Raw genomic sequence first — 25273 nt, forward strand, 5'->3', positions numbered from 1 at the left:
CATACTAAGCAGATGAATCTTATTGTTTTTTAAAAGCGGGGTTCTGTTTGTCACCTCGCTCTAATTCTTCAATATAAGATTTTGAGATATGAGTAAATTTTGCTATATCCAATGTAGTATATCCTTTTCTATTTCTTAGCTCTCTTACTTTTAAACCATTTAGCATAAAAATCCTCCTCTAAGATAATATTTTTTTCATATCTAATATAGATAAAAACTATTATGCAATTTTAGTTTCATTATTTTGTGCTGACGAAAGATGTTCTATGATGTTTTCTATTTCAAACCAAGTGCTTATTCGAGTAACATTTGATGGTAGAAGACCTTTGTTATAATGACAATCCATTAGCAATACTTCAAATCCTGCCTTAGCTAGTTGGATAGCGTTTTCATATCGATCTTCAATAAAAATATCACAAGATAGATCATTTGCCTTACCAACTTTATTGTGACTACCTAATAATGACAATGAGTGCATAGGAATTCTATGATTTGCAAACCATTTAGTGGTTACATCTCTCATTCTTTCTTCCCTTGCTGTAACAAAATGAATATTATGTTTCTTAAATAAATTACTAATGACTTCTCTACCGCCATCTCTTATGGTATTTTCTTCATGGCATTTTTCTCCATAGATAGTATAGAATTTTTCATAATCTTCTCGTTCTACTCCTAAGACCTGATGTATATCATATACAGTTACATCTGTAGGTATTACCCTAGTTTGAAAATAATCATTAGCTCTAGGAAGCCAATCATAGGCACCAGTAACAGTTCCATCAATATCAATACATAAGTTTAATCTTTTCATTCTTTATTCCTCCTTTGGTTTATTGTAGTTTAATTATACAATGTAAATATTAAGTACTCTTTAACGACAAGTTAAATTTGAGTAAAGAATTATGGCAAGATTAAAGTAAATGGACATCTTATGATAAAAGGATTAAAATAAGAAGGACAATAATTTAAAAGAAAAGGAAATATAATACCATGAAAAAATCCAATATTAAACCTATGAAAGAAGCAGATAAAATAATAAGTTACTGGAAAAATGAAAAATTTCTTGTAGCATTGATTGTATTTTTTGGATTGACCTTTAATGGTGGGACTGTACTAGGACCTATTTATCAAGGAAAATTGATAGACTCTATATTGCTTGGAGATGAATTTTCTTCTTTGATAATACTATCCATTAAATTTGTAATGATTATTGTCTCTATCCAATTGATGAGGTATTTTAAACGCCTTTACATCAGGCGTTTTGCTAACAACACCAGTGGCACAATGAGACTTATGATTTACAATAATATTATGAATAAAAGTATAATTGAGCTTGATGACGAGAATACTGGAAACTTGATGACACGAGCTATTTCAGACGTGGAGCTATGCGTGGAAGGTATGCGTAAATTTACCACAGAAGTATTTGATACAGGTGTGCTTATGTTGTCCTATTTTATTTCTATGCTTATCTACGATGTAAAAATAACCGTTATGGCAAGTGTTTTTATTCCTATTGCCATGATTTTGGCTGAAAAACTTAAGACAATTATTTATAAGTATTCAATAGCCTTTCGTACTAAGAGTAGTGAAATAACTGGTCTTACCTACGAGACTATTGAAAATGCTGTTCTTTATCGCGTAAATGGAATTGAAAAGCAAAATCGAGAAAAATATAATCTTGAGCTTGAAGATTTGCAGGACAAGTCTATCAAAGCCCATATTCTGGAGAATTCTATGCAGCCGATTTACAATGTAATTGCTATGATTGGAGTTATCCTTGTAATCTATCTTGGTGGTAATAAAGTAATTGATGGCAGCTGGACAGTGGGAGCTTTTTCTACTTATATGGCGATTTTTACTGCAATGGCAATTAAGGCAAGTAAGGCAGCAAAATTATTTAATTCTGTGCAAAAATCACAGGTGTCATGGAGAAGAATTAAACCATATCTTGGGGAATACCAAACAAAAGATACTACAGTAAATATTAATAAAGATAGAACAAGTCTATTGGCTGAAAACCTTAGTTTTTCCTATCCTAGAAATAAAGACAATATAATTGAAAATATAAGTTTTGAAGCTAAACAAGGTGAAATAATTGGAGTTACAGGACCTATAGCTTGTGGGAAGTCAACTCTTGGCATATCTCTACTTGGGCAGTATCCGTATATAGGAAGTATAAAGATAGATGGAAAAGAACTTGAAAGTTATTCTGAATATGAGAGAAGTCAAATGATTTCCTATTTAGGACATAAGCCTCAGCTGCTTTCAGATACAATTTATAATAATATTACTCTTGGAGATCATCAGAATATAAACTCTGTATTATGTGATGTTTGTTTTAATGATGATTTATCAGCAATGCCAGAAGGAGAACTTACTTTAGTTGGCAACAATGGAATTCGTCTAAGTGGAGGTCAACAGGCTAGGATAGCTCTTGCCAGAACTTTGCTAAAGAAAAGTAAAATTATTATTTTAGATGATCCATTTTCGGCTGTTGATATGAAAACTGAAGAAAAGATAATTGAAAACTTGAGAAATAACTATAAAGATAGCATAATCATTTTAATTTCTCATAGACTGGCTATTTTTAGCAAGATAAATAAAATCCTATTGCTGCATGATAATAAGAAAGTTGACTATGGAACACATTCGGAGCTTATGGAAAGATCAAAATTATATAAATCTATATATGACTTACAAGGTACAAGGGGTGGAGCAGATGAAATCTAGTTTAGTAAAAAGAGCTATAGGTAGAGTCATGAAAAATAATATTATAGTGATTATATTGCTCCTTACTATCGTTATAGGAATTGTTGTTGTATCCTTGATCTCTCCTCAAATTTTAAGACTAATCATTGATCAAAATCTAGTAGCAAAAAATAGTATTGGTCTAATGCCACTAGCTATTACTTACCTTGGTGTTTTGATATTTATTGGTATATTTGATTTTATGAAGGAAGCGATTCTAACAGTTCTAGGGCAAAAGATTAGCAAGGAAATTCGTATGGAGATGATGGAAAAGCTTGAGAAGATGAATTCAATATACTTTTCTTATAATGAATCTGGCACCATTGTTTCTAGATTTATCAACGATGTGGATACTATTAATTCTCTATTTACATCTGGTATTGTAAGTATGGCAATAGATTCTTTTAAGATTCTTGGTATAGTAGTGTCTATTTGGATATTTAGTGCAAAACTTGGAATAATCACTTTGATTTTGCTGCCTGTTATATATTCAATTATTAGGATTTTTAAGAGTCGTATGCTAAAAGCACAAAAAGAAAATCGTGTGCTAGTGGGTAAGGTAAACAACCATATCTCAGAAAGTTTAAAAAATGTTCATATGATTAAGTCCTTTAGCAAGGAAAGTTATATGGAAGAAAACTATAAAGGATATCTATTGGATAACTATAAAACAATGGAAACGGTGAATTTCTACGATTCCATATTTTCACCCATTATTATGATTACTCGTTCACTTCTTATAGCCGCTATAGTGATATTATCATCAAAACAGCTAGGATACTTGGGAATATCATTAGGTATGGTTGCAGCTTCTATTGACTTGATCTCTAATCTCTTCGGGCCAATAGAAAACTTAGGTATGGAGCTTCAAAGCATTCAGGGAGCAATATCGGGCATACATCGTGTGAATGAATTTTATAATGAACCTGATGACGATAATAAAAACAGTCAGTTAACTGCTGAAGAAATCATCCCAAATCGTGAAGAAGTAAAACTGTCTTTTAATAATCTTAGTTTTTATTATGAAGAAGAAAGGGATATTTTGCAAAATATCAATCTAAACTTTAATCCTCAGGAAAAGATTACTTTTGTAGGTAGAACAGGAGTAGGGAAATCCACCTTATTTAAGCTAGTATTAGGATTATTAAAACCTACTAATGGCAGCATAAGCATAAATGGGATTGATGTATATACAATACCCAATGGTGAAAAACGAAAGATATTTGGATATGTAGATCAAAGTTTTCACACTATAAAAGGTACAGTGGCAGATCAAGTTAGTCTGCAGGATGAAAGTATTACTAGAGATCAAATTGAATATGCAATAAATTTTGTGGGCTTAAAGGATTATGTCTTGTCCTTAGAAGATGGATACGACACAAAAGTAGCTAATGATAACCTGTTTTCCCAAGGACAGAAGCAATTACTTGCCATTGCAAGAGCAATTGTGACGAATCCACCTATTCTATTACTTGATGAAATCACTTCAAATCTTGATGCCATCACTGAAGAAAAGATAATATCTGTATTGCAAAAGGCAAGTGAAACTCGTACTATTTTGTCCATATCGCACCGATTATTTTCTATGGTTTCTGCGGATACTGTGGTCATTTTAGAAAATGGGAAAGTTAAAAATTCAGGATCACCAGAGATACTTTTACAAAATGATGAGTGGTATCGTAATCATATGGAATTAGAGAAGTTAACTTGGAGATAAATATTTTGCTTATACAAAGGCATTGTTAAGTTAATATTAACAATATGTTAAATTTTGATAAAGTCATTTTTTAGTAGTAACATTATCTCAACTCTGGGTATCAATAAATTAATATCAACTAAGGAGTGATTTTTTGAATAATGTTAATTATAAAGACTTAAATAGAACAGAGAAAGCAAATAGACAAAAAGAGATATTTAAAGTATTTTTAAAGCTGGGAACTTTAGCGTTTGGAGGACCTGCAGCTCATATTGCCATGATGGATGAGGAAATAGTAAAAAAGAGAAATTGGATAAATCGTGATAAATTTATGGATTTAATTGGGGCTACAAATCTTATACCCGGGCCAAATTCCACAGAGTTGGCAATTCACTTAGGCTATGAAAGAGGTGGACTATTGGGTTTGTTATTGGCTGGGACAGCATTCATTTTACCTGCAATGGCTATAGTACTATTGTTTGCTATAACTTATGTAAAATATGGTAATATTCCTCAAGTAGGATCAGTACTATACGGTATAAAACCTGTAATAATTGCAGTCGTTATACAAGCCCTATATAGATTAGGAAAATCAGTAATTAAAAATAAATTATCATTAGCTCTTGGATTATTTGTAGTGGCACTTTCATTTTTAGGAATAAGAGAAATACCTTTATTATTCATAGCAGGATTTATAATGATGGGAATATTAAATAGGGATAAAATTAGAAACAAACTATTTGGAGTATCAATACTTCCATTATCCTTAGTATTTCTAACATTTTTAAAGATTGGATCAGTTTTATATGGAAGTGGCTATGTGCTTTTAGCGTTCATAGAGGCAGAATTTGTAGAGAAGCTGGGGCTTCTTTCAAATCAGCAATTACTAGATGCAGTGGCAGTAGGTCAATTCACACCGGGACCAGTATTCACCACAGCAACATTTATTGGCTATTTGCTAAGGGGAATACCAGGAGCAATATTAGCAACCATAGGGATATTTCTTCCTTCATTTGTACTTGTTTGGGCATTAAATCCCATAATACCAAAGTTAAGAAGCTCATCATGGATATCTGGAATGCTGGATGGTATCAATATAGCTTCATTAGGATTAATGGCTGTAGTAAGCTGGAAATTAGGTATGTCATCTTTAACTGATGCTTTAACAATAGCTATATTTATATTGTCCTTATTTACTTTGATTAAATTTAAAATTAATTCTGCTTGGCTTATAGTTGCTGGAGGTTTAGTTGGTTGGTTAAGTAGTTTGATTTAATTTTTCTTGTGAATTGGAGGAGTAACAATGGAAAAGATATACGAGTTTGAAGCTGAAATAAAAAAAGTCCCTGATATTGATGGTGCATATGTGGAGATACCCTTTGATGTAAAGGCGGAGTTTGGAAAAGGTCGTGTACCAGTCACTGCTACATTTGATGGAGAACCATATGAAGGTAGCCTGGTAAGGATGGGAACTCCTTGTCATATCATTGGCATCAGAAAAGACATTCGAGCAAAAATAGGGAAACAGCCCGGTGATACAATAAAAGTCACGTTGGTAGAGAGGAATGTAAATAAGGACTAAAATTTGGATAATAGATAATAATTGTAATATGGAATAAATATATATAAGGAGTCAATATGAAAAATAGTGGAGCATTAAAAATATTAGGATATATAATTTTTATAGCTTTATTCTTAGGAGTTACCTTTTTTGGAATTGACCCAGTGTTATTTGCAGATGGTCAAATGACGGAAAGAATAGTAACTTTAATTATAGTGTTGTTAATCTATGGTGTTTTGATAATGTTATTTAGGTATTTTCTTAAGAGAATAAAGTAGGAGTGATCACAGTGTCGTTCTTGCAAATTTTAATAAATAAAAAGCCATATGATGCAATTATTGCATTATAAGGCTTTTTATATTTAGCTTAAAGTAATTAGGGTCATCATTAGCAATACCATATAATTTATAGTATAATATTAATAATATATTGTTGAAAATAAGATGGAAAAATACTGCAATATTTGGGGTATATTCCAAGTATTGGAGAGGTGGGTTTTAGAAATGAAAAAGATTTTAAAAATACTAAAATTTGCATTTATAGCTATTATAGCAGTAATAATATTAATATTGCTTACTCGAGTTATAATTCAGGCAAAGATAAAAAATGACCATAAGATTACCACAGAAAATGGTATTGACGAGGAAGTAATTGTTGAAATAGGAGACATTGACCAATATCTCTATATTAGAGGACAAGATCAAGATAATCCTATTATCCTATTTTTACACGGTGGACCAGGGTCACCAATGACACCAATTATTTATGGTTATCAAGATTTGTTGGAAGATGAATATACCATAGTAAACTGGGATCAACGTAATTCTGGCAAGACTTATTACTTGAATAATGCAGAAAAAGTTTACAATACACTATCCATGGATAGAATGGTAGAGGATATCCGAGAGATTATCTCATATCTATCTAATAGATTTGGACAAGAAAAAGTAGTAATTATGGGACATTCTTGGGGCTCGGCCTTAGGAACAGAGTTTATTAAAGAATATCCAGAATTGGTATCAGCGTATATCGGTGTAGGACAAGTAATCAATTCTGAAGAAGGAGATGTTTTTGCATATAATGCTACTAAAGATGCAATAAAAGAATCAGAGAATAAGGAAGACCTTGAAACTTTAGAGAATCTCAATGGATATTTGGTAACTGATGAAGATTTTTCACTGAAATCATTTTCGACTTTTAGAGGTCTAATGAGCAAATATTTAAACCCAATTTCAGATAGAACAACTCAGATGATTATATTTTCACCATATTATTCCTTAAAAGAAATTTCATCTTTTCTAAAAAATCCATTTGAACTGCAGAAGCCTTTGATGGATTATCTTGTTTATGATTTTGATGCTAGAGATCTAGTCAATGAATATCAAGTGCCTATATACTATATATTAGGTGAGTATGATTGGGTGACACCTTATGAAAATGCACAGGAATATTTTGAAACCATAGTAGCACCTAAAAAGAAGAGTATTGTGATAGAAAACGCAGGACATATGACGATGATAGACAATCCTGAGGAATTTTCCAATGCAGTAAAACTTGTGCTACAGGGAGATAGGTAATCTGGGAATAGTGAGTAGAACACCTCATTGTGAACTATTTACAGTCTCAGATAAGAATGCAAGAAGTTTTTGTGATAAAGGAGGAATATCAATGATTAAAATATTTCATACAGCAGATTTACATATAGGCATGAGGTTCAATGGTTATCCTGAACCAATTAAAGGTTCTCTGCAAGAGGCTAGATTGAGTGTACTTTCTAACATGGTTCAATTAGCTAATGAAGAAAAATGCAATTTATTCGTTATTGCAGGGGATTTATTTGATCGTATAACAGGGATTGACAAGAAGACCATTACTGAAGCTGTCAAGGCTTTAGAAGCCTTTCAGGGGGATTGCATACTAGTCATGCCAGGTAATCACGACTACGATAATGATATGATTGAGTTATGGAATAGTTTTAACAAAGCTGTCTGTGACAAGCTACTTTATATAAATGAGAAGCGTCCTTATTCCTTGAATGACTATGGCCTTAATGCTATTGTTTATCCAGCTCCATGTCATGCAAAGCATTCAAGTAGCAACAATATTGGCTGGATTAAAGAACATACTATGGATGAAAATCAAGTACATATTGGTGTTGGTCATGGTGCTATTAATGGGCTTTCTCCGGATATGGATTTGACATATTATAATATGTCTTTGGACGAGCTAGAGAGTATTCCTGTGGATTTATGGCTTTTAGGTCATACTCATATTACTTATCCTCCTCAATCATCAGTAAATGAATGGAAGACTTTTAACCCTGGTACACCTGAGCCAGATGGACTGGATTGTAAACATAGAGGAAGTGCATGGATAATTTCAATAGATGAAGGGAAAAAGGTAAGGGGAGATAGAGTTACAACTGGAACATACAAGTTTGTTGATAAAGAATATGATATTTCTCATAGAGAAGATTTAGATGCCATATTAATAGAGCTTATGAATGATAATCCAAGCAGAACTATTTCTCGTATTAACTTGAAGGGTAAAGTAGATGAAGATGTATTTAACTACAGACAAGAAATCTATAAAAAAATTGAGCAAGATATTGCATATTTAATAGTTGATGATTCTCATCTTGGTATTAAAATTACCACAGAGAAAATACAAAAGGAGTTTTCAGATGGCTCCTTTCCGCAACAGTTATTGTTGGCTCTTTCAGATGATGAAGATACTCTTCAATTAGCCTATGAGTTTATTATGGAGGTAAAAAAATGATTATTAAAAAATACATCTGTAAAAGATTTGCAGGTATCAAAGATAAAGACATAGATTTTCAAGATGGTCTTAATGTAATTCTTGGATCAAATGAGGCTGGCAAAAGTACTTTAGTGGAAGGGATTCATTCTGTGCTATTTAAGTCCAGTAAGCTGGGATTTAAATCTAATGAGGATAAAGAGTTTCGTAGCAAGTTTATGCCTATACCTGCTGGAGATAGTATTGACGGGGAACTAATCATATCTCATGTAGATGGAGATTATACATTAAGCAAAGAGTGGGGAACAGAGTCTTCTTCTAAATTGATTATGCCAAGTCTAGACATTCTAAAAAATGAAGAGAGCATTCAGGAAGTTTTAAAGGATGTTTTAATGTTTGGTGAAGGTACTTATAGTAGCATCTTTTTTTCTAAGCAAATATATATCAAGGAAGCTATCGAGAAAATAATTGGAAATCGGGAAGCCACTAGTGAGGTAAGCTCTTTGTTAAGACGAGCTATCATGGAGCTGGATGGTGTTTCCCTGGATGATTTAGGAAAGAAGATTGATGATGAAATTGATAATTTATACAAGAGATGGGATATAGAAAAGAACTATCCTGAAAATAATAAGGGAATTTCCAATCCTTATAAAGTAGGTATTGGAGAAGTATTAGAGAGCTTCTACAAAAAGGAGACAATTAGACTAGCCATGGATGAAGCTAATGAGGCAGAAAAGCAATATAATGACATATGTAAGCAGATGAAAGAGACAGAATCAGGCATTGCTGGATTAAAGATAAAAAAAGAATCTATGGAAAAACTAGAAAATGATGTAATTCAAAGATCTATCCTAGAGCCTGAAATAAGGCAGTTTGACAATGAACTGACTACTTTATCTAAAATCAACCAAGAATGGCCACGAAATGAAGAACAATTGAAACATTTAGAGGCTGATTTAATTACTCTAAATAATGATTATGAAAGATTAGAAAAAGAAAAAGAACAGGCAAAAATTCTAGTTGAGAAAAATGCTTTAGAAAGTAGTTTGGCGAAAGTAGATAGTTTAAATAATCAGTTGATAGAGATTGATAAGCAGATTGCTAGTATCACAAATGTGACTAAAGAAGATATCTTGGATCTGGATTCTAATTATAACAATATGTTAACTAGAGAAGCTATGTTGAAAGCTGGTGTTATCATAGGTCAACTTAATTATTATAAAGGAAAATCTGATCTAGTTGTAACAAAGGATTTAGAAGAGCCTATTATAGTAAAACCAGGAGAGACCTTTCGGGCAAATGGTTATATAAAGCTGGAATGCGAAGATTTATTAGAAATTGAGTTAAAATCTGGTGACCTTGATTTTAAAGAAATTCGTTTACAATATGAAGAATATAAGAAGAATTTCCAGGACATTTTAACTAGACTTGGAGTAAAAAGTATTGAAGAGGCTAAGTTAAATAAGGAAAGATTAGATGAGCTTAAAAGATCTAAAGATACTTATACTAATAAGATCAATGAGCTTCTTGATGGCAATAGCTATGAAAGCTTAAAGGAGAAGTTAGCTAGTTTTGGAGATTTGAGCCAAGTCAGGAGCCTGGATATAATTGAATTTGAAATAAAAGATATAGATAAAAAGAAGATAGAAGCTATTTCAAATAAGAAAGTTCTAGAAGCTAATATCTTGAAATATAGCCATGAATATGTAGATTTAGATGGATTATTTAATAAAATTGTGGATTTGAAAATGTCTCAGAAGGAAATAAGAAATCAATTGGATAAACTAGTGCCACTTCCAGCCGAATATGAATCTGCTGAAGATTTTAGAGAGATATTAGCTGAAACTAGAATTGACTACGAGTCATCCCAAGAGTCTCTGGCAAAATTAAAGGAAGTATATTATGAGAAAGAAAGAAACTTGCCTAAATTATCTTATGAAGAGTTATCTAATGATTACAAAGCTGAGGAAAGTTTATTTAAGAAAAAATTAGAAAAGGGGCAGAGGTTACTTAAGATTAAAGAAAGCTTTGAATCCACTCGTTTACTCATGGATGAAGCTTCTTTTACTCCTGTTATTGAACTATTTTCTAATTATATTGCTTTACTTACAAATGGTAATTATAAGGCTAGAGAAATTGATAATGAATTTAATGTAAAGCTTGAAAAAGGCAATCAAACTATTATGCCTCTAAATTTACTATCCTCTGGAACCTACGATTCTGTGGCATTGGCTCTTAGACTTGCCATATTAGAATATATACTAGGGGATACTAAGGGATTCTTAATATTAGATGACTGCCTTGTAGACCTAGATCCATATCGAAAGGAAACAGCTGTTAATTTGATAAACAAGTTTTCGGAAAAACATCAAGTGATTTTTACAACCTGTAGCCCAGATACAGCACAGTTACTTGGTGGATATGTGATAGAAATGTAATAGTGCAAGAATGGTATTATTGATTTAGTAAAGGGTGACATTTATGCAGATTGAAATTGATGATATCATAATAGAATGTGATGTCCAGTATGGGAAACGTAAGAAACTACTAATTAATATAGATGAAATAGGTTTTATAACCATTAAGGCTCCAAATAATACAAGTAAAGAAGAAATAATAAATGCCGTAAAACAGCATGGAAAGCTAATTAAAGAGAAGTTAAATGAAATTTCGAGGATTAAAGAAAGACCTAGGACAAGAAGCTATGATGAACAAGGAAAGTTCTTGCATCTAGGAAAAGAATATTTTCTCCACGAATTAATTGATACTGATGGATTGGATGAAGAAGAATTAAAAGTTAATCTGAAAAAATTCTATATCTCTAGCTGTAAAAAAGTCGTAGCAGAACGAATAAAGATATATCAAGGACAATTAGGAGTAAAACCCAAAGTCGTTGAAGTAGATGAGTCTAAAACTAAGTGGGGAAGCTGTAGTTCAGATAAGAAAATAACCTTTAATTACAAGCTAGCAATGGCTCCAATTGAAGCTATAGACTATGTTGTTGTGCATGAGCTATGCCATTTACTTCATATGAATCATGACAGATCATTTTGGAGACGGGTTGGAAGTATCTTGCCTGATTATAAGAAAAGGCAAGAGCTTTTAGCAAGATTTGGAAACTATATGACAATTTAAAATAATGGGAGGATATAAAATATATCCTCCCATTATAAATTAAACAGCTGCATCAATTGATTCAATTAATATCTTTTCAACCTCACTAGCTACATCCCCAAGATCATCATAACCCATCATACCCATTAGCATCTCTGGTCTTGCAGTACCTATTCTTACCTCTCCATCTTTTTCATATACAACCATTTTACATGGCAAGAAATAACCCATTTCAATATGTTTGGTTAATACTTCGTTAGCTTTTTGTGGATTACATACTTCAAGAATCATAAAATTATTAGGAAAATCAATATCATGCTCAGCCATTTTATCCTTAAAGTTTAATTGCCATAATACACCAAACTTTCTTTCTTTTAAAGCATCTGTAATACTTTGAACTGCCTCATTAAATGGTTTTTCTGTAACTTTTTCATAAATTAGATTCATAAAAAACACTCTCCTTTTATATTACTACAATCATTATACCCGCAGGGGGTATAATGCAATCGTAAATAATAAACTTCTATTATAAATATGTTCTAATTAATTATAATCTTGTTAGTACTAATTTATTCACTTGACGATTAGGTATTATCTAAGGAGAGTAAAAGCATAATAGATGGAATAGAATATATTTTGTATTCTTGGGTATGTATAAATAGATAATAGACTTTACAAAAATTAAGGGAATTAAAATATATTAAGGAAGTTAGGAGAGGATATTTATGAGAATAGATATATGGTCAGATTTTGCGTGTCCATTTTGTTATATAGGTAAGAGAAGATTAGAGAAGGCATTGGAAGATTTTGAAGGTAGGGAGAATGTGGAAATAGTATGGAGAAGCTTTCAATTAGATCCTTCTGCCCCAGAGAAATCTGATGTAGACATGGTTACAGGTCTTGCTGAAAAATATAATGTAAGTAAAGAAAGAGCTCAAGGAATGGTTGATAATATGGCTTCCATGGCAAAAGAAGCAGGATTAGAATATAATTTTGATGATATGGTGGAAACAAATACTTTAAAAGCCCACAGGCTAGCTAATTATTCTAAAGAATTTGGTTTAGCTCAGGAAATGAATGAAAGGCTTTTGAAGGCACATTTCATGGATGGGCTAAATATAAGTGACATAGAAACATTGGGTAACCTAGCAGCAGAAGTAGGGCTAAATAAAGAAGATACTATAGCTATGTTAAATAGTGATAAATATATAGAGCAAATTGAAATGGATAGATACGAATCTAGACAGCTAGAAATAAGTTCAGTACCTTTCTTTGTATTTGACAATAAGTATGCAGTGCAAGGAGCTCAACCATCTGAAGCCTTCTTGCAAGTATTAAGAAAAGAATACTAAGAATTAGATGTTAAAATATAGAAATTAATTAAGTAAGAAAACAATAAAGCGATATTTTTGTGAGACTACTGAAAAATTCCTCAAATGGTACTTTTTCAGCAGTCTCTATTTTTGTTTTCTTTTTTTATTTGGTAACATGAGTTACGGAATAAAGTGCAATAATGTATTATAATTAAGTAGAAAGATAAAAGATCGAATAAAACAGGAGGTATGAAATGAATAAATACTTTGATGTAAAAGACAAAGTTTATGACATAACGGAAAAATACCCAGAGACTATAGATATATTTGTGGCAAATGGTTTTGAACAGTTAGCAAATGAAAAGATGAGAAAGATAATGGGGAAAACCATTTCAGTGGAAATGGCTTGTAAGACCAAGAAGGTAAATATTCAGCTGTTTGAACAAAAATTAATAGAAGCAATTGATCAAAATAGAGTATCAATAGATGCTGCATTAGTTGATAGCAAAAAAGTAACAGGTGGAGATATTAAAATAGATGGAGTATTACCATGCCCTGTTAGACTGCCATTACTGGAAGGGTTTGAAAAATGGCTTGGGGAAAACAAATTTGATTTTACTGTAGATTATGACCTCAAAGTAGCATCAGGTGGGGTAGATTGGATTAAAGAAAAAATAGAGAAGTTAAATAGTGAAGATGAGTTATCTGATCTGTTTATGTCAGCAGGATTTGATTTATTCTTTGATAAAAAGCTTATGGGAAAATTTAAAGAGCAGGGAGTATTTGAAGATTTAACAGGATTTGATAATATAAATAAGGATTTTCAAAATAAAGAAATAAACTTAAAGGATCCAGATAATCAATATTCGATGATTGGAGTAGTTCCAGCAGTATTTTTAGTAAACAAAGAAGAAATAGGGGATAGACAAATGCCTCAGACTTGGGCAGATTTATTTAAGCCAGAGTTTGAAGGTGAAGTATCTTTGCCTATCGGTGATTTTGATTTGTTCAATGCAATACTTTTAAATATATATAAGAGTTATGGAAAAGAAGGACTAAGGAGCCTGGGTAAATGCTTTATGAGAAATATGCATCCAGCAGAAATGGTAAAATCCCATATAAGAAAAAAGGATAAACCAACAATAACAATTATGCCATACTTCTTCACTAAGATGATAACTGGAAATGGACCAATGCTTCCAATATGGCCAAAGGATGGTTCAATAATTAGTCCAATATTTCTACTAACCAAGAACTCAAAGAGAGAGCAAATAAAACCTTTTGTAGATTTCTTTGCATCAAAGGAAGTAGGAGAAATTCTATCCCATAATGGTAGATTTCCATCTACAAATCCAGAAGTGGAAAACAATTTAACAGAGGAACAAAAATTCATGTGGCTAGGTTGGGATTTCATCAAGAGTCATGATATTGGAGAGTTAATCAAAGAATGCGAAAGGATTTTTAATGAATCCATTTAGGAGGAGAAGACAATGAATTTAATAGTAGTATCAGGTCCTCCTTCATCAGGAAAGACCTCAATAATATTAAAAACTATAGATGCATTGAAACAACAGAAGATTTCTGTAGGGGTAGTTAAATTTGACTGTCTCTATACAGATGATGATATATTATATGAAAAGGCTGGAATTCCAGTAAAAAAAGGACTTTCAGGTGCTCTTTGTCCAGACCATTTCTTTGCTTCAAATATTGAAGAAGTAGTACAATGGGGACAAAAAATGGATTTAGATATGTTAATTACAGAATCTGCAGGGCTTTGTAATAGATGTTCACCCTATATAAAATCCATCAAGGGTGTTTGTGTCATAGACAATTTGTCGGGGATAAATACTCCAAAGAAGATTGGGCCTATGCTAAAATCTGCAGATATAGTAGTTATCACAAAGGGTGATATAGTATCCCAAGCAGAAAGGGAAGTATTTGCATCCAGAGTAAATTCAGTAAATCCAAGGGCGACAACTATGCATATAAATGGATTGACTGGGCAAGGGGCTTATGAACTAAGTACCTTGTTAGTAGATGAGGATCAAAGTATAGATTCAGTACAGGGAATGGAATTAAGATTTCCAATGCCAGCAGCTATGTGCTCTTACTGTCTAGGAGAAACTAGAATTGGAGAAGCATATCAGATGGGTAATGTAAGGAAGATGGAACTAGGTGATGACTATGAATAAATTAAGCATAAGACAACTAGAAGACAAATATCCATTTATAACAAACTATTTTGAAGAAAATAAATTGGATACAGAAAATTTTAAAGATGTAACATTTAGAGAATACTTAGACCATTTTACCCAAGAAGATGTAGAGAACTGGGCAATTGACAAGGTAAAATTAGAAGAGGATCTTGAGGCATATATAAATCAAATGAAGGAATTTCTAGGGATTAAAGACGAAGTGGGCATCAGTTCCTTAACAATACTTGCAGGACATGACAAATCAGGAAATAAAGAAGGCTTTGAAGAGATTACTATTCACAAGTCTGAAATCATATCCATAGTGGGGCCGACAGGTTCCGGAAAGTCTAGACTACTTGCAGATATTGAGTGGACTGCCCAAGGTGACACTCCTACAGGCAGAGGGATATTAATAAATGGAGAAGTACCAGATAAAAAATGGAGATTCTCTTCTAATAATAAGTTGGTAGCTCAACTTTCACAAAACATGAATTTTGTAATGGATTTATCCGTAAGAGAATTTTTAGAGTTACATGCACAGAGTAGATTAGTAGAAGATGTGGAAGAAGTAGTATATAAGATAATAGAAGCAGCAAATAAATTAGCGGGAGAAAAATTTGATTTAGATACACCAATTACCAGTTTAAGTGGTGGGCAATCAAGGGCCTTAATGATTGCAGATACTGCAATACTTAGTTCTTCTCCTATAGTACTAATTGATGAAATAGAAAATGCAGGTATAGATAGAAAGAAAGCCTTGGATTTACTTTTATCTGAGGACAAAATAGTCCTAATGGCTACTCATGATCCGACACTGGCACTCATTGCTGATAGGAGAATAGTCATTAAAAATGGTGGCATTTCCACAGTAATAGAGACTAGTCCAAAGGAAAAAGAGTTGTTAATAGAGCTTGAAAGAATGGATAATATTATCCAGAGCATGAGAAATAAACTAAGAGTAGGCGAAAGCTTAGAAAGGGAGGAAATATAAAATGCATGATGGATGTACAGGAAGTTTTGGAACTGGAAGAGAAGTAGTAGATAAAATAAGGATGATGGGGTTCAATACTCGTCCAATGCCACCAGGAGTTGTAATTAAATGTATTGAATGTGATAATGAGTTTGAAATGACTCACCTAGAAACAAAATGTCCACACTGCAGTATGGTCTATGGTGTAACACCTTGTTCAACAGCATATCCAGAGAGAATTAAAGCTGCAGGTAAAGACTATTAATATAAAGGGTTGTCTCAATTAGAAATTATTTTCTAATAGAGACAACCCATTTTATGTACTTAATCATTAAATAACCAGATTTTTAACCAATAATTACATGTACTGGTAGGTTATTATCTGTTATAATTTACCTATTGCCAATACTTTAATAAATATTAATTAAAGGAGATACTTATGGATTATAGAAATTTTTATGAATTTGAAGAATACTATACAATACTTTTCTCTGAAAAAAAGTATGATGAGGCTTTAAATCTACTCCATCATGCAAATGAACTTTTACCAAAGGATGAATATGAAAAAAGTCTATTTGAACTTATGATTTGTGAAGCTATAATATATTCTCAGACCAATAATACTGAGGCTTGCCTAAGGATTATAAAAAATTCTCTTGAAAAAGGTTATTCACTTCCCCTACACAGGGCATGGTTTGATTTTTTAAGAGAGCACCATGAATATGAGGCGATTAGCAATCTCAACAGAAAATGTCTTCATCAAGCTCAAGAGAATTCTAAGTTCAAATATGAAGTTCAGCTTCCAAAATCTTATGATCCGAGAAAAAAACATCCACTATTTTTTTGTCTACATGGTGATGGATTTGATTGCAACATAAAAAATTCTAGCTGGTATTGGAAGGCTGATGTACTTTTAGAAAAAGGATATATAGTTGTATATGCTCAATCATCACAGATCTATTTCCATAACGGCTTTGGCTGGCTTAGTGATCCAGTTTTATCAAGAAAGGAATTGAAAAATTGCTATGAGCAATTATTATTAGACTATTCAATTGATGAAACTTGTGTATTAATTGGAGGGTTCTCTGGTGGTGCAACTACCTCTATTGATATGGCTTTACACAACACTATTCCAATAAAAGGGGTTATTGCATTATGCCCTGGTGATTATTTAGATAATATAGAAGTTAAAGACATAATGAAATTAGCAGAAAGGAAAACAATAATAGTTATCCTTGAAGGAGATCAGGATACTGACCCAGTTGTTCAGCATCTTTTAAAGTTATTTAGAGAATGTGAACTTGCCCATGAATACTATATTAATAAAGGAATTGGCCATGACTATCCTAAAGATTTGGCTGAAAAAACTTTGAAGGCTGTTGAGTTTATAGTTAGTAATTAATATAAAGGGTTGTCTACTTTAGAAATTATTTTCTAATAGAGACAACCCTTCTTAAATGAATTATTTACTTACTATTTTCAGCTTTCGCCTTAACATTTGATTCCGTAGTTTTATTATTTATCATTTTACAATTGCCATCAAACTTAGCATTTTCATGGACTATAAAACTAGGAACTTGCACATCTCCTATTAATGTTCCAGTGGGAAGAATAACCAGCTTTGTTTTTGAATCAACATTTCCTTTGATAGTACCAGCTAAGGATACATCATTTGAATTGATATTTCCGCTGACTTTTCCTGTTTCTCCAACAACAATATTTCCGTCGTATTCAATATCACCTTCAACACTTCCATCAATTCGAATACTTCCCTTACCAACTATTTTGCCAATAATTTTGATGTTTTCGCCAATTAAAGAATCTAAGTCTTCCACTATATCATCCCTTTTCTTAAACATAATTAACCTCCCCCAGCTTTAATCCTTTATTACAGTTAATGGATTTATATATTTATTGTTTTTATGAATTTCAAAATGTAGATGATTTCCTGTAGATACTCCTGTGCTACCCATTTTGGAAATCATTTGACCCTTGTCCACTTTATCTCCAACAGAAACTACCAAACTACTGTTGTGAGCATATAAAGTTTTATATTCATTACCATGATCTATGATAACAGTTCTACCATAACCACCCTTATATCCAGCAAATATTACAGTACCCTTAGCAGAAGCGACAACTTTTGTGCCTCTTGAGTTGGCAATATCTACACCTTGATGAAATTGAATTCCTCTGCCAAATGGATTTTTTCTATTTCCAAACTTTGAAGTAATTCTTCCAGATGTAGGCATTAAATCAGGAACTGTTTCTAAATAGGCAAATTGAAGCTCTAAGTCTTCTATGAAAACTTCTAATTCAATCTTTTTATCATCTAATACCTCTGCCAGTATATCCATCTCAGTATTAGGATCTAAATCACTAAAACTAATATTTGATGCAATCGTATCAGCACCCTTAGAAGGACTATCAATACCAGCCATTTCTTCTAATGTCTTTTGCAAATTGTTAATTTCAATAAGCTTATTTTCAACATCAATTGCTTTTGCCTGCAACTGTTTAGTTTCATCTCTAAGGCTAGCTAGCTCCAAATCTTTTTCTCGATTCATTTCTTCTAGATCCTGAATAATTGAGATTTTATCCTGAGCAACTCTTCTTAAATTTAATTGATATGTAGTAGCTTTGCTAAAATACAAGCCTAAACTAATAATAAAGATTGATGTTAGCATTAAAGCAACTTTAGGTAACCAGTGTGGTATTACAAGTTTTTTAACCTTTTTGGTATGTGGTACTATCATTATGCAGATTTTTGAATTATCCTTGGTCTTCATCCTTATCTCCTTTATATTAAAATTATGATGAAAAACAAATGATGAATATTACTTACAAACAATTGTATCACATATGGAAAAAAGTGGGAACTGAAAAAATGAAATAATTTTTATTCTGTAACATATGTTACCGAAACATTAAGTAGGGATAGATATAATGATAAATGTAAGGTAAAGAAAATATGGTGCATGAAGCACTAATAATATAAATAGGGGGAAAAGAAGAATGAGTATGTTTTGTTATCAGTGTCAAGAAACAGCACAAGGAAAAGGATGTACAAAAGTAGGCGTATGTGGTAAGACTGCAGATCTTGCAGCATTACAAGATTTAATGATCTATGCAGTAAAGGGTATTTCAGTACTTGGAGTTAAAGCAGATGCAGCAGGAATTACAGTTCCTGGATTAGACAGATTAGTAATAGATAGTCTATTTATGACAATTACAAATGCAAACTTTGACAAAGAGAGATTCTTTGCAAAGATTAAAGAAGCTCTTAAAGCAAGAGATGAATTAAAAGCTCTTTTAATTGAAAAAGGTATAGATTTAGGAAATTTAGCAGATGCTGCAACATTTACTGTTAATTCAAATGATGAAATAGTATTTAAAGCAGAATCTAAAGAAGTAGGAGTACTTGCTACAGAAAATGAAGATGTAAGATCCCTAAGAGAATTAATTATATATGGTATTAAAGGAATGGCAGCATATGCAGAGCATGCAATCAACTTAGGATATGAAGATGCAGAAATCTCAAAATTCATTAGACGCGCAATGGCAGCTACTCTAGATGATAGCTTAACAGCAGATGATTTAGTAGCACTTACTTTAGAGACGGGTAAATATGGTGTTGATGTAATGGCATTATTAGATAAAGCTAATACATCTACTTATGGAAATCCAGAAATAACTGAAGTTAATATAGGAGTAAGCAATAGACCAGGTATCTTAGTATCAGGTCATGATTTAAAAGATTTTGAAGAGTTATTAGAACAAACTAAGGATTCAGGTGTAGATATCTATACTCATGGTGAAATGTTACCAGCTAACTACTATCCGAAGTTTAAAGAATATAGCCACTTTGTAGGAAACTACGGAAATGCTTGGTGGAAGCAAAAAGAAGAATTTGAGAAGTTTAACGGAGTTATATTATTCACTACAAACTGTATAGTACCTCCATTAGCATCATATGCAGATAGAGTATATACAACAGGTGCATCAGGATATCCAGGATTTAAACATATTGCGGATAGAGTAAATGGTAATCCTAAAGATTTCTCAGAATTAATAGAGCATGCTAAGAAATTACCAGCTCCAACAGAAATTGAAACTGGTAAAATAGTAGGTGGATTTGCTCACGCACAAGTATTTGCACTAGCTGATAAGGTTGTTGATGCAGTTAAATCAGGCGCAATCAAGAAATTCTTCGTAATGGCAGGTTGTGACGGAAGACAAGGAAGCAGAAACTACTACACAGATTTTGCAGCAGCATTACCAAAAGATACTGTAATTCTTACAGCAGGTTGTGCAAAATATAAATACAATAAGTTAAACCTAGGAGATATTGGTGGAATTCCAAGAGTATTAGATGCAGGACAATGTAATGACTCCTACTCCTTAGCAGTTATAGCACTTAAGCTAAAAGAAATATTTGAATTAAACGATATCAATGAATTGCCAATAGCTTACAATATTGCATGGTATGAGCAAAAAGCAGTAATAGTATTACTTGGACTATTACATCTAGGTGTAAAAAACATCCACTTAGGACCAACATTGCCAGCATTCCTTTCACCAAATGTAGCTAAAGTATTAGTAGACACTTTTGGAATTGGAACAATCTCCAATGTAGAAGACGATATAGCAATGTTCATGGGAGCATAATAGATAGTAACTATTTATATAGATATAAAAAGATAAAGTTAAAAAATACAAAAGATAAAAAGACCCTTTGAGATTAAAAATCTTAGAGGGTCTTTAAAATTATTTGGGTATAATCAAAAGATATAGTATAATTGTTAGGAACATCATTTTTATAAATTAAAGGAGGAAGTGTATTGACAGAGTTTTTTTTAAAGCTTGCTACAAAAGGAAACACTAATTATTCAGATAAAAATGTAAGAGAAAGAGTAGGATATATTGCTGGCTTTGTAGGATTGTTTGTTAATTTATTATTATCTATATTAAAGCTTATTGTCGGATTGATAGTGTCTTCCATTGCTGTTACAGCTGATGCTTTTAACAACTTATCCGATAGTGCTTCTTCTATTATGACATTAATAGGATTTAAGCTTTCAAATGCACCACCAGATAAGAAGCATCCTTATGGACATGGAAGAATAGAGTATTTACTTGCATTGATGATAGCATTTATGGTTATGATAGTAGGATTTCAATTTATTAAATCATCAGTTGATAGAATTATTAATCCAAAACCTGTAGAATTTCAACTAATTCCTTTTATACTATTGGTCATATCAATATTTTTCAAAATATGGCTGAGTGTATTTAATAGAAAACTAGGAGATAAGATTTCATCAGCAGCGCTAAAGGCAACAGCCACAGATGCTTTAGGTGATGTAATTACCACATCTGTTGTAGTCTTATCCTTATTATTGTCCCTTATAACTGATTATCCAATTGACGGTTATATAGGAGTTTTAGTAGCTCTTTTGATTTTGTACTCAGGATTCTCCTTGGTAAAGGAAACCATTAGCCCATTAATTGGGGAAGCGCCAGATGAAGATATTATAGCAGGTATCATTGATGGGGTTCTTTCCTATGATTATATCTTGGGAGTACATGATTTGATAGTACATAATTATGGACCTGGAAGGATTATGGCCACAATAGATGCTGAGATACCAGCTGATATAGATGTAGTCACTATCCACAATATCATCGATCAAGCAGAAAGGGAAATAAGCGAAAAATATAATTTGCATTTAGTTATTCATATGGATCCTATAGGGAAAGAGACAAAGGAATTGACTAAAATAAGAAATACAATAAAACATGTAATTAGACCAAATGAAATGATTAGATCAATACATGATTTGAATATTGTTGAATGTGATGGAAATAAAACACTTATATTCCATCTAGTCATAGATGGCAACAAAATAGATAAAGATTTTTCAGAGGAGAAAATAGAAAAGGAATTAATAGAAAATATTAAAGCTGTAAATAAAGATTTGATATGTAATATTATCTTTGATGTTGAATACTAAAATACAGATTGGAGAGGCAAAATGAAAGAATTAATAAAGAAAATAAATGAACTTGCTAATAAGTCAAAGACGGTAGGATTGACAGAATTAGAAAAAGAAGAGCAACAAAAATTGCGCCAAGAATATCTTAAAGTATTTAGGGGTAATATGAAGGAGACTCTAATGACAGTAAAAGTAGTAGATGAAGAAGGTAATGATGTTACTCCAGAAAAACTAAAAGAAGAGCAGACAAAACCAAAATATATGAACTAAAAAATATCCCTTAGCTTTATGGCTAGGGGATATTTTTGATTAGATACAAATTAAACTTATAAGATTAATCAGACAAACACATACATAACACAAAAATTAGACATCCATCTAATTTTTGTGTTGACATTAGATGGATATTACAATATTATACATATTATAATAAATACATAATATGGGAGGTAATAAAATGAATTTTAAGCTTATAAAACGGAAGGATTTTTCTTTACTGATATTAGGTAAATTAGTGTCTTTGCTTGGCAGTAATATGCAACAATTTGCACTATCCTTATATGTACTTTCACTTACTGGTTCAGCAACTATTTTCGCATCTATTTTATCAATATCCATTTTACCAAGATTAATATTGTCTCCAATAGCTGGAGTATTTGGAGATTGGTTTGATAGAAAAAGATCAATAGTAGTATTAGACTTCTTAAATTCAATCATCATTGGTAGCTTTGCAGTAATTTATATCATCAATGGCAATATATCCATTCCGATGATTTATATTTTGGTTATTTTGTTAGAGATTACTGAGATATTTTTTCATTCAGCTATGTCAGCTGTTTTACCAAGCGTTGTGACAAAGGAAGAATTATTAGAAGCGAACTCATTTAATTCACTTGTAATGAATATAGGAAATATGCTATCACCTGTTTTAGCTGCTTTCCTTTATGGTACTTTTGGGATGAAGATTATTTTGATTGTTAATTCCATAAGTTTTTTATTATCAGCTATTAGCGAAATGTTTATAAATGTACCTAAAAATCATAAAACTCCAGAAAAGATTAATATAAAGGCTTTTAAGACAGATTTTGTTGAGGGTATAAATATAATTAAAAGCAATAAGTTAATATCTACAATGATAAGCTTGGGGACTATAATTAATTTTTGTATGGGACCACTATTCTCCATTGGATTAATATTTATAATTAAAGAAGTATTTAAAACCAATGATTTTCAATTTGGGATGTTTCAAATGGTTTTATCTGCATCCATGTTAGTTGCACCAATTCTTTGTGGAAGTATTATTAAAAAGCTGAAAATAGGCAAGCTATGTTTTATAAGCTTTTCTATTATGTCAATATTGATATTAATCATGGCAATTATACCATCCAATCTATTTATGAGTATTTTTACTACAACTATGGTGCCCTATATTGGGTTACTAATTATTTCATTCATGGTTGGTATAGTTGTTACCGTGGCTAATATAGCTTTAGGAACCCTTTTTAGTCAAACAGTTCCTCTGGATTTAATGGGGAGAACATCAACAGTTTTTGGCTTAGCAGTTACAGTATTTATTCCCGTAGGGCAAATGATTTTTGGATTCCTATATGATATAATATCTCCAAGTATTGTAATAGCGACAAGCGCGACTATATTAATAATTACAGTTATTAAATATAAATCAGCCTTAATAAGTTATGATAAGGAAAATGTGGAGGCAACAATAATAGGAGATGGGATGAATGAAGTTTAAGTTTTATCTTAGAGAAAGTAGAATATATGATTTCTTGAAATTTCCAAGTTTGATTTTTGCAAGGGAAAGATATGAGAAATCTGAAGGAGATCATGATTATAAAGAATTTCCTATGGATGATTATTTTGATTTAATTAAGAAGGTGGAGGATAATCTAAAACCATATGCAAAAGATATAGAAGTATTTTATATGGACCACTTTTTAAGCGATTATAAATTTATAGATTTAATTTCAACAACCAATAATATATTTGGTTATAAAAATGAAAAAGAGTATTTAGATATGTTATTGACATTAAATGAAGAAGAGATAAATAAAAGCATTATTTATTCGTTAATTATGATTAATGAAGGTAATTATGAATATTCAGATGAAATTATGAATAAAGCTGAATCCATTAGTATGAATAAAGATGAATTATTTTCAGTAATAAAAGATTTGCCCACTGAAGCAGCTACAAAATGGAATCTGTTTTTAATAGTGGAAGAACCAATTAAATACATGAAAATGTATGTTGATTTAATGAATAATTTATTGCCTATTTTTGAAGAAATCTATTCATCATATGAAGATGAAGTGAAGGATTATGGACAATATTTAGTTAATTTTTTAAATGAAAATGGTCCAAAAGGTTTAGAGGAAATAACTTATTCTATTTATAGCCCAAAGATTATAGATAGTGAAGAAACCAATATATTTATCTCTATAATGATGGCTTTTGCCATCGGGCTGATAGGTGCAGGTAAGGAAAACTATCTAGCTTGGGGACTAAAAATGGAAGAAGCCTTCAAAAGAATGAAAGAAATAAATGAGAATAAGATTAATGAGAGGGTTCAGATATTTAAAAATTTGGGGGATAAGACTAGATATGAAGTGGTGAAATTAATAGCTTCAGGGCAAACTTCTACTAAAGAAATCGCAAATGAATTGGGAGTATCCAGTGCAACCATATCTTATCACATAAATAATTTAATACAATCAAAGGTCATAAAGATAGATAAATCAAATAATAAATATGGCTATGTAGTAGATTATGATTTACTAGAAAAAGCTATGAAAGATTTTAAAGAAGATTTAATCTTTCCAAAAGAATCTTAATAGAATATCTATTTACCCTCTTAATCAATGAAAATAAGAGGGTAAAAATATTGCCAATAATAGGAGGG

At 31.7% G+C, this 25273-nt stretch carries 25 protein-coding genes; 20 read left to right on the forward strand and 5 right to left on the reverse strand.

Going from position 1 to position 25273, the window contains the following annotated elements:
* Window positions 1-19: 19 nt before the first annotated feature.
* Both RIN63_RS00845 and RIN63_RS00850 read right to left on the reverse strand, forming a co-directional pair.
* Window positions 20-166: a helix-turn-helix transcriptional regulator gene (locus RIN63_RS00845; protein WP_310442751.1), complete on the reverse strand. Its 147-nt coding sequence runs from the start codon at window positions 164-166 to the stop codon at window positions 20-22.
* A 54-nt stretch (window positions 167-220) separates the two neighbouring features.
* A complete protein-coding gene (locus RIN63_RS00850; RefSeq protein WP_310442752.1) occupies window positions 221-811 on the reverse strand; it encodes a 5' nucleotidase, NT5C type in 591 nt (196 codons plus the stop codon).
* Window positions 812-990: 179 nt separating this feature from the next.
* Here RIN63_RS00850 and RIN63_RS00855 point away from each other — a divergent pair, with 179 nt between their 5' ends.
* From RIN63_RS00855 to RIN63_RS00895, 9 genes are all read left to right on the forward strand, one after another.
* Complete coding sequence (locus RIN63_RS00855) at window positions 991-2733, forward strand: ABC transporter ATP-binding protein (protein ID WP_310442753.1); 1743 nt, start codon at window positions 991-993, stop codon at window positions 2731-2733.
* Window positions 2723-4468, forward strand: a complete 1746-nt coding sequence (locus RIN63_RS00860; protein ID WP_310442754.1) for an ABC transporter ATP-binding protein — start codon at window positions 2723-2725, stop codon at window positions 4466-4468. The genes RIN63_RS00855 and RIN63_RS00860 overlap by 11 nt, the downstream gene beginning before the upstream one ends.
* Window positions 4469-4601: 133 nt before the next feature.
* Complete coding sequence (locus tag RIN63_RS00865) at window positions 4602-5723, forward strand: chromate transporter (RefSeq protein ID WP_310442755.1); 1122 nt, start codon at window positions 4602-4604, stop codon at window positions 5721-5723.
* A gap of 27 nt (window positions 5724-5750) precedes the next feature.
* Window positions 5751-6029 (forward strand): DUF1905 domain-containing protein, encoded by a 279-nt coding sequence (locus RIN63_RS00870; protein ID WP_310442756.1) that lies wholly within the window; start codon window positions 5751-5753, stop codon window positions 6027-6029.
* 56 nt (window positions 6030-6085) lie between these two features.
* The gene (locus RIN63_RS00875) at window positions 6086-6286 is read left to right on the forward strand and encodes a DUF6954 family protein (protein ID WP_310442757.1); all 201 of its coding nucleotides are present in this window, start codon (window positions 6086-6088) and stop codon (window positions 6284-6286) included.
* A 225-nt stretch (window positions 6287-6511) separates the two neighbouring features.
* A complete protein-coding gene (locus RIN63_RS00880; protein WP_310442758.1) occupies window positions 6512-7585 on the forward strand; it encodes an alpha/beta hydrolase in 1074 nt (357 codons plus the stop codon).
* Between the two features lie 91 nt (window positions 7586-7676).
* The gene (locus RIN63_RS00885; protein WP_310442759.1) at window positions 7677-8786 is read left to right on the forward strand and encodes a metallophosphoesterase; all 1110 of its coding nucleotides are present in this window, start codon (window positions 7677-7679) and stop codon (window positions 8784-8786) included.
* Window positions 8783-11203, forward strand: a complete 2421-nt coding sequence (locus RIN63_RS00890) for an AAA family ATPase (protein ID WP_310442760.1) — start codon at window positions 8783-8785, stop codon at window positions 11201-11203. Before RIN63_RS00885 ends, RIN63_RS00890 begins: the two co-directional genes overlap by 4 nt.
* Window positions 11204-11246: 43 nt before the next feature.
* Window positions 11247-11900 carry a SprT family zinc-dependent metalloprotease gene (locus tag RIN63_RS00895; RefSeq protein ID WP_310442761.1) on the forward strand — a complete coding sequence of 218 codons (654 nt, stop codon included), beginning with the start codon at window positions 11247-11249 and terminating at the stop codon, window positions 11898-11900.
* 39 nt (window positions 11901-11939) lie between these two features.
* On the opposite strand, the gene RIN63_RS00900 is transcribed toward RIN63_RS00895, so the two are convergent.
* A complete protein-coding gene (locus tag RIN63_RS00900) occupies window positions 11940-12326 on the reverse strand; it encodes a DUF302 domain-containing protein (RefSeq protein WP_310442762.1) in 387 nt (128 codons plus the stop codon).
* 278 nt (window positions 12327-12604) lie between these two features.
* Here RIN63_RS00900 and RIN63_RS00905 point away from each other — a divergent pair, with 278 nt between their 5' ends.
* The 6 genes from RIN63_RS00905 to RIN63_RS00930 all read left to right on the forward strand — a co-directional run bounded on the left by RIN63_RS00905 (window position 12605) and on the right by RIN63_RS00930 (window position 17759).
* On the forward strand, window positions 12605-13231 hold the full coding sequence (locus RIN63_RS00905) for a DsbA family oxidoreductase (RefSeq protein WP_310442763.1): 627 nt from the start codon (window positions 12605-12607) through the stop codon (window positions 13229-13231).
* Between the two features lie 215 nt (window positions 13232-13446).
* Window positions 13447-14670 (forward strand): ABC transporter substrate-binding protein, encoded by a 1224-nt coding sequence (locus RIN63_RS00910; protein ID WP_310442764.1) that lies wholly within the window; start codon window positions 13447-13449, stop codon window positions 14668-14670.
* Between the two features lie 12 nt (window positions 14671-14682).
* Entirely contained in the window at window positions 14683-15384 is a 702-nt protein-coding gene (locus tag RIN63_RS00915) for a GTP-binding protein (RefSeq protein ID WP_310442765.1), read from the forward strand.
* On the forward strand, window positions 15377-16378 hold the full coding sequence (locus tag RIN63_RS00920; RefSeq protein ID WP_310442766.1) for an ATP-binding cassette domain-containing protein: 1002 nt from the start codon (window positions 15377-15379) through the stop codon (window positions 16376-16378). The genes RIN63_RS00915 and RIN63_RS00920 overlap by 8 nt, the downstream gene beginning before the upstream one ends.
* Before the next feature lies 1 nt (window position 16379).
* Window positions 16380-16622 carry a hypothetical protein gene (locus RIN63_RS00925; protein WP_310442767.1) on the forward strand — a complete coding sequence of 81 codons (243 nt, stop codon included), beginning with the start codon at window positions 16380-16382 and terminating at the stop codon, window positions 16620-16622.
* 174 nt (window positions 16623-16796) lie between these two features.
* Entirely contained in the window at window positions 16797-17759 is a 963-nt protein-coding gene (locus RIN63_RS00930; RefSeq protein WP_310442768.1) for a hypothetical protein, read from the forward strand.
* A 64-nt stretch (window positions 17760-17823) separates the two neighbouring features.
* Here RIN63_RS00930 and RIN63_RS00935 read toward each other — a convergent pair whose 3' ends face one another.
* Window positions 17824-18216 (reverse strand): polymer-forming cytoskeletal protein, encoded by a 393-nt coding sequence (locus tag RIN63_RS00935; RefSeq protein WP_310442769.1) that lies wholly within the window; start codon window positions 18214-18216, stop codon window positions 17824-17826.
* A gap of 18 nt (window positions 18217-18234) precedes the next feature.
* Entirely contained in the window at window positions 18235-19146 is a 912-nt protein-coding gene (locus RIN63_RS00940) for a M23 family metallopeptidase (protein WP_310442770.1), read from the reverse strand.
* Between the two features lie 226 nt (window positions 19147-19372).
* Here RIN63_RS00940 and hcp point away from each other — a divergent pair, with 226 nt between their 5' ends.
* The 5 genes from hcp (at window position 19373) to RIN63_RS00965 (ending at window position 25205) form a co-directional block, all read left to right on the forward strand.
* Window positions 19373-21025 (forward strand): hydroxylamine reductase, encoded by a 1653-nt coding sequence (gene hcp / locus RIN63_RS00945; protein WP_310442771.1) that lies wholly within the window; start codon window positions 19373-19375, stop codon window positions 21023-21025.
* Window positions 21026-21198: 173 nt separating this feature from the next.
* Complete coding sequence (locus RIN63_RS00950) at window positions 21199-22371, forward strand: cation diffusion facilitator family transporter (protein WP_310442772.1); 1173 nt, start codon at window positions 21199-21201, stop codon at window positions 22369-22371.
* 21 nt (window positions 22372-22392) lie between these two features.
* A complete protein-coding gene (locus RIN63_RS00955) occupies window positions 22393-22623 on the forward strand; it encodes a DUF896 domain-containing protein (RefSeq protein ID WP_310442773.1) in 231 nt (76 codons plus the stop codon).
* A 187-nt stretch (window positions 22624-22810) separates the two neighbouring features.
* The gene (locus tag RIN63_RS00960; RefSeq protein ID WP_310442774.1) at window positions 22811-24106 is read left to right on the forward strand and encodes an MFS transporter; all 1296 of its coding nucleotides are present in this window, start codon (window positions 22811-22813) and stop codon (window positions 24104-24106) included.
* Window positions 24096-25205, forward strand: a complete 1110-nt coding sequence (locus RIN63_RS00965) for a winged helix-turn-helix domain-containing protein (protein ID WP_310442775.1) — start codon at window positions 24096-24098, stop codon at window positions 25203-25205. Before RIN63_RS00960 ends, RIN63_RS00965 begins: the two co-directional genes overlap by 11 nt.
* Window positions 25206-25273 lie beyond the last annotated feature (68 nt).

The organism is Tissierella sp., assembly GCF_031460495.1.
In the GTDB taxonomy this organism is placed as follows: Bacteria; Bacillota; Clostridia; order Tissierellales; family Tissierellaceae; genus JAVKTS01.